This is a genomic window from Pinisolibacter aquiterrae (assembly GCF_019160155.1).
Taxonomy (GTDB): Bacteria; Pseudomonadota; Alphaproteobacteria; order Rhizobiales; family Ancalomicrobiaceae; genus Pinisolibacter; species Pinisolibacter aquiterrae.
The window spans coordinates 1-6,257 of sequence record NZ_JAFNIH010000022.1; the positions used below are offsets into that span (position 1 = coordinate 1).

General features: G+C 61.1%; 9 protein-coding genes. 5 read left to right on the forward strand and 4 right to left on the reverse strand.

The features are described from left to right. From J3S89_RS07555 to J3S89_RS07575, 5 genes are all read left to right on the forward strand, one after another. Positions 1-194: hypothetical protein (locus J3S89_RS07555; protein WP_217926888.1), on the forward strand; the 194-nt coding region annotated here is incomplete at its 5' end. Positions 195-237: 43 nt separating this feature from the next. After that, positions 238-609: a hypothetical protein gene (locus J3S89_RS07560; RefSeq protein ID WP_217926889.1), complete on the forward strand. Its 372-nt coding sequence runs from the start codon at positions 238-240 to the stop codon at positions 607-609. 86 nt (positions 610-695) lie between these two features. Next, entirely contained in the window at positions 696-1,277 is a 582-nt protein-coding gene (locus tag J3S89_RS07565; protein ID WP_217926895.1) for a recombinase family protein, read from the forward strand. A gap of 133 nt (positions 1,278-1,410) precedes the next feature. Beyond that, positions 1,411-1,743, forward strand: a complete 333-nt coding sequence (locus J3S89_RS07570) for a type II toxin-antitoxin system PrlF family antitoxin (RefSeq protein WP_217926890.1) — start codon at positions 1,411-1,413, stop codon at positions 1,741-1,743. Positions 1,744-1,745: 2 nt separating this feature from the next. Next, positions 1,746-2,237 carry a type II toxin-antitoxin system YhaV family toxin gene (locus J3S89_RS07575; protein ID WP_217926891.1) on the forward strand — a complete coding sequence of 164 codons (492 nt, stop codon included), beginning with the start codon at positions 1,746-1,748 and terminating at the stop codon, positions 2,235-2,237. Between the two features lie 178 nt (positions 2,238-2,415). On the opposite strand, the gene J3S89_RS07580 is transcribed toward J3S89_RS07575, so the two are convergent. The 4 genes from J3S89_RS07580 to J3S89_RS07595 form a co-directional block, all read right to left on the reverse strand. Next, positions 2,416-3,864, reverse strand: a complete 1,449-nt coding sequence (locus J3S89_RS07580; RefSeq protein ID WP_217926892.1) for an argonaute/piwi family protein — start codon at positions 3,862-3,864, stop codon at positions 2,416-2,418. Next, positions 3,861-5,195 (reverse strand): DUF4365 domain-containing protein, encoded by a 1,335-nt coding sequence (locus tag J3S89_RS07585; protein ID WP_217926893.1) that lies wholly within the window; start codon positions 5,193-5,195, stop codon positions 3,861-3,863. The genes J3S89_RS07580 and J3S89_RS07585 overlap by 4 nt, the downstream gene beginning before the upstream one ends. A gap of 214 nt (positions 5,196-5,409) precedes the next feature. Then, positions 5,410-5,682: a hypothetical protein gene (locus J3S89_RS07590; RefSeq protein WP_230489095.1), complete on the reverse strand. Its 273-nt coding sequence runs from the start codon at positions 5,680-5,682 to the stop codon at positions 5,410-5,412. Between the two features lie 112 nt (positions 5,683-5,794). Beyond that, positions 5,795-6,257 (reverse strand): hypothetical protein (locus tag J3S89_RS07595; RefSeq protein WP_217926894.1); only part of this gene is annotated, 463 nt, incomplete at its 5' end.

Below are 6,257 nucleotides of genomic sequence, written 5' to 3' on the forward strand. Positions count from 1 at the left end.
TGCGCGACGAGCTCTATCGCCGGATGGACGTCAACGAGGCGCTCCGCGTCCTCGCCGCCCGCTTTCCCGAAGGCACCGCCCACGACACCTGGAAGAAGGTCGCCGGCCGCCACCACGACGCCGACGAGCGGATCGCCGCGATGCTCGCCGACGAGATCGTCGCTCAGATCATGCGCGGCGAGATCCGCACCTGACCCTCTCCTCCCGATCCCCCGAGCAGACCCGAAAGGTACCCTCATGCGCATCCGCGACCTCGTCCCGATGGCGACGATCTACCTCCTCTCCATCCTTCCGGCCGGCGCCGTCGACCCTTCCGCTCCCCTCGATGTCCTGAACCAGGCCCGCACCAAGGCCTCGTCGAGCTCGCTCAACACCACCTCGCTCACGAGTTCCTTCTCCAACATCGGCCTCTTCATCATGGGCGCCTTCGGCCTCGCCGGCATCGGTCTCGCCGGGATCTCCGGCGTGAAGCTCTACCACGCCTCCCAGAACCCCGACGGATCGCGCGAGCACGTCGGCCGCTCGATCGCCGGCATCGTCATCGGCGCCGGCGTCACCATCATCGGCGTCATCATCGGCGTGATCACCAACTACATGACCGGCTCCTGAGCCCGCGGGTGGGGCCGGCTCGCCGGCCCTCCCTCCGGAAGAAAGATCGCCTACCTCCCTGCAGAGATCCTTGGAGTTTGCCGAACATGCTCGTCGGCTACATCCGCGCGTCGTTCGACGACGGTCGCGAGACGACGGCCACCCAGCGCGACGCGTTGATCGCTGCCGGGGTCGATCCGAAGCACGTGTTCGAGGAGCCCTCGTCGCCGGCATCCGACGGCCGCATCGCGCTCGAGAAATGCCTCGCGATCCTCGAGCCGGGGGACAGTCTCGTCGTCTGGCGGCTGGATCGGCTCGGCCGTTCCATGCCGGACCTCCTGCGGACGATCGAAGATCTGCGACGGCGAGAGGTCGGGTTCCGCTCCTTGGTCGAGAAGATCGACGCCGGCACCACCCACGGCGACGCGTTGTTCGACGTGTTCGGCGCGCTGTCGCGCTGTGAGCGCACCATCAGCCGTGAACGCATCTTGACCGCCGTCGCCGCGATCGGACGGAAGGACCGAAGGGGAGGGCGCCCCACCGCCATCGATCCGCGCACGATGGAGGCCGTGCTCGATGCCCTCGACAAGGGTGTCGGCAAGACGGAAGTCTGCCGCAGTTTCAGGATCGCTCGATCGACACTCTATGAGACACTCGAACGCATCGGCTGGAACAGACGGCACGGCTGACCGAGGAAAGGGGAGGGGAGGCCTTTCCGATGGGCAGTGTCAGACGATCGGCGTGAAGGCTCGCAGAACCGACGTCCACCTTGACAAGGTAATGCATATTCCTTACTTTTGCCGGCGTCGAATGGAGCTGACGATGGCCGCCTTGTTGAAGGAAGAAAGCACGATCACCGCGAAGGGCCAGACCACGGTTCCCAAGGCCGTCAGGCAGGCTCTGGGCGTGGACTATGGCGGGCGCATCGCTTTCGTCGTCGACGATCAGCGCCGGGTCTTTGTCGAGAAGGCGGTCGAGGACACGCCCGATCCTGTCGTCGACCGGTTTCTGGCATTTCTCGCACGAGACATGGCCGAGCATCCCGGCACCTCCGTCGTCGCCCTGCCTCCGTCCCTGCGGGATCGTATCGCAGCATTGACCGGAGCCATGGACGTCGATCTCGATACCGAGATCGACGGTGACGTCGACCTCTGATCATGCTCACGATCAACGACTGGACCATTCTCGCCCACCCCTTGTTTCTCGATCAGTTGGAAAAGCTGACCAGCGCCGTCGAGGCGCTGAAGGCAAAGAAGCCCGACCGATACGAGAGCCATGCGTCGACCAAACTGCTGGCCGCCTTGGGCAAGCTCGTCTTCCAGACGATCCCGGCCGATCCCACGGCCACGATCTATCGGCAGGGATCGACGCTCGGCGACGATCACAGACATTGGTTCCGAGCGAAGTTCGGAAATGGCCGGTTCAGGCTGTTCTTTCGCTACGACACGGGTGCCAAGGTCATCATCTTCGCCTGGGTGAACGACGAAACCACACTGCGCACCTACGGCGCGAAGACCGATGCCTACAAAGTCTTCAAGGGAATGCTGGAAGACGGTCATCCGCCCGACGATTGGACCTCGCTGTGCGAGGCGGCTTCAGCGAGCGCCGCGGTTGCTCGGCTGCACGGAGCCGCTCCGGAAGGACTGTGAAGCAGCGAAGGACGAAGCGCTCCCCATGGCCCGACGAAGGGCCCCGCTGTGACGTCTATCCGTCGCGGAACATCGGGCTCGATCAGGCTTTCATGGAAACCTGCACCCGCGCGATCATGCCTTCCTGCACACGGCCGGACTCCGGAATGGCCAACGTCCTCAAGCTGAGCGGGCGGTCTCAAGTGTAGCGGCGAAAGTCCGATGAGACCGCCGTCCCGAATTCGACGTGCTTGAGAATCCGCCCAACCTCCCGCGCCGCTTTGATCGGAGCCGGGAGCTTCTGATCAAACTGCGTCGTATTCCAGTTGACCTTCGTCAGCGCGAGCACGTCCTTCGCCAGCGTCAGGATTTTGCTATCCGAATTCTCGTGGGGCACAAGTAACAAAGGGCGCGGCACGCGCAAGCCAGGGAATGTCCCGTAGAACGGTACGCTACCGCGCGTATACAGCAGGCCTTTGCCGCCCAGATCGACGAACGTACCGCGCAGAACTGGATAATTGCCTTCACGGAAGATGGCGATCGGGGAACTCTCCTGCACCCATACGAGGTCGGACATCTCGATGCCGGATTTTCCCAAAGCGGCATCGATCCCGTCCGCTTCTTCGGGGCGGAAGCGTGATGTCTTCAGGACAACCAGCCGCGCAGGCACATGGCGGTGATGTGCTTTGTAGGCCGCGATGGACTGCACCACGAGTTCTTCCGCGTCGTTCGCGGTCAGATATGGATGGCGCCCCCGCGTCTCCGTCTGCGCGCGCGCACCACGCAGAATGAGGCCGCGGCCTCGTTCGTCGAACATTTGCGCAGTGCTAGTCCAGAGTTGTTGGCCGTCGAGATCGCGATAAAAGCCGATACCCAGGAAGCTGGTGCGATATTCCGCTTGGTCGGGCAGCAACCGCCATGGCACCTTACCCGCCTTATAGAATAGCGCATTGAGGAGATTCCACGCGCGCGTCGCCTTCACTTGCGTCTGGCGGTTTTTGTCGCGCTTGATTTTCCGCGGGATCTTCGCAGCGTCGTCCCATGTATCCGGCCAGACGATCTGTGTCGGGACCGGTAGATGCAGCGTCTTCGCCTTGAGAAGATCGCGAAAATTGAGCATGTCGCCGCCATCATCGTCCTCGTCGCTGTCTTCCTCTTCGCTCTTGGCATTGACGAGCTTTTCGATGAGCGGAATGGGCAGGGCCAGAACAATGACATCAGGCTTCGTGCTGCCTTCGACCAGTGCCGAAAGCAGCGACGTGATCAATTCGACTGCATGCCGGACCGCTTCGTCGTGACGCCCGATACCTTTGATCTCATTGACCTGACGCCGGGAAATAGTGACTGTAGCCCCGTCAGGTACTTCGAATTTGGCGCGGAATGGGTTCTGATTACCCAAACCCGGAAAATCCGGGTTGAGGTTGATGAGCTGCTTGTTTCCGCTTTCGATGCCGCGCCCGGTTTCGCCGAGGAATTCCGTGAACCCCACAACAGTGTCGTCCGTGCCGATGACGCCCACGCGGATAACGTCGTCCGACCGCGGCTGCAACGGCCCATACTCGCGCAAGCCCTGACGGGGATCGCAATGCTGTCCACCGTCGCCGAATTCAAGCATCGGTTCGTCAAAGACATGCGCCTTGAAAATCATCCGACGCTCCCCTCCTCAAAGAGGTCCTGAGCTTCCATATCCTTGGCGCGCGGATCGGTCCGGTTCCATGAGGACTCCGGCACAGCCTGAGACAACTGGATCACCGGGAGGCGCTCGAATTGTAGCAATGGCGCAAGTTCGTCGGTATCGAACAAGCCAGCCTCGTATTTGCCGCTCCCGACCAGCAAATGTTGCCACATCATCACCTGACCGCGCACGGCAGCATTCCGTTCCAGGCGCTTCTTGCCCGCCAAAAGCGCTTCTGGATAACGGTGCGGCTGAAAGCCATCCGTGGTGAAATAGAAATCCGGATCGATGACCACGAACCATTCATCGGCAAGACGTTCGAACCGCAGCCGCGCCGCGTGATGCCGAACATAGCCACGGCCCTCCTTCTTCTTGCTCGCATAGGCGCTCACGACTTTGGCAGAGGTTTCATTGACATTGGACATGTACCGGTAAATGCGCGACTTACCGATAGCGAGCGCCTTGAAATGAAACAACCTATCTTTACGGAGAAAGGAAAGATGCGCCATTGTCTGTCGCTCGACGGTGCGCCTCAACAATTCCATTGTGTCATTGATGTCGTCGCGTTCGTCGTTGAATGCAATGAACTTGGTATCAACGGCCTCAACCTGATCGAAGTCGACAATCGCACGGGTGCCGTATTCCCTAGGATCGAAGAAAGAGACGAAGCGCCGCTTGCGGATTACCCAATCGAACCGGATGTTGCTCTGCCTGACCAATTCGGGCACCGCGTCGCGTCCACTACCGAACGGTGATGTTGAGACGAAAATTTCATCCGGCAACTTGACGCGAAGCAAGTTGATGATGGCGTCCTCGCCCTGATTGAGCGGGGGCAGAAAAACGCCCGGTGTGCGACGATCAATAGTTAGCGCGCCAATGCGATCAGCGCAGCGCGGGTCGAATACATCGGCCCGTTTATCGAACTTCAGGCGACGTTCCTCGCCCCCGACGCAATCGCTAACGTCCTTCCAATACGCCGTTTCGTCGGCCTTCCGCCAGAGAACGATGATGACGGGGATGTTCGAGGTGCGCCAGTATTTCAGATCGTCCGGCTTGAGAAGGTACTCGAAACTGCTGCCGTTCTCGCGAACATACTGACCGCTGTCGGTGGATTTGACCTGAATACCGAGCAATTTTCCGAGCGGCGTGCCGCTCTTTGGGTCGCGCAATTCGACGATGCCGTCCGTGCCCGCTTCGAGGCGTCCCCGCTGCTCGTAAAGAAAGCCGGTTTCGAGAACGATCTTTTTGATCGCTGTCTCGCCCAACTCACCCAGAATCTGGCTATCGGTGATTCGCTTCGACATGCCTCAGTGTACGGCGTTTCAATTGCAATCTAAACAACAATGTTCTTGTTATGTTTTTGCATGAAAGTCTCCAGTTGCCGGTTGGACAGGCATGCCGAACGCCGGATTTGGTGCCCAACGGAGGAGACTAAGTGCGGAGGGTGATCTCAGAACCGTCGAGGACGCCATCAGAATCCACCTGGGGCTCAGGCCATGACGAAGTGGTTCGCCATGATCACGTCCGTGCGGCCAGAGGCAGCTCATAACCGGCCGCTTCGGAGAAGAGGGTCGCAACCACGACCGCGGCGGCCTTGCTCACACCCATTTCTTCGATGAACTCAGCCTGGAGCCCGGGGCTCACCTCGGAGAAGAAAGCGAAAGTCGGCGCGTCGAAGGCCGCGGCGCTCGCCGGATCCTGGAGCTTGTCGGCGAGCTCCTGTGCCGACACCTCCACGCCGTAGGACGCGGTCACGGTCGTCAGCACCAGGGAAATCATCGGGGACGTCATCGTCACGCTCTCCGCAGGCTCTGATCGGCCATGAGCCGATTTCTCGTGAAATATAGATCTAAGACGTTCTCGCGAAAAGAAGACGGCGGCTTTCCTTCCTCGGCACCCTCGCTCACATCGAGAACCCGGACTCCTCCGCCTTTTCCTCCTCGAGGAAGCGTTCGATCACCCGCTGGCTCTCGACCTCACGCCCCTGCACTTCGATCGATCCGGCGAGATCGCGGAGGGCGTCAAGGTCGGTGCCTTCCGGCACCACGCGTCGGATCCGCTCGATATCGCCCGACCACAGTTCGTGCCGTTCCTCCGGCGTGAACCGCCGGTCGACCGCAGCCCGGATCGCCGTGATCTCGTCGGCGAGCGTGTCCTCGATCGGCTTCTTCTCGGCAAGCGCCGCCCGAAGCTCCGGCGACGGCATCGGCACGACGCGCACACCCCGTACGTTGGCGCCTCGGACCTGCTCGCGGTATTCGCTCTCGATGAAGCTGCGCGCCTCGACGAACAGCGCGCCGATCTTCGCAAGCCGCGACACGGCGAGCTGTGCGGCCTTTCGTGGTTCGTCGATCTTGCCGAACCAA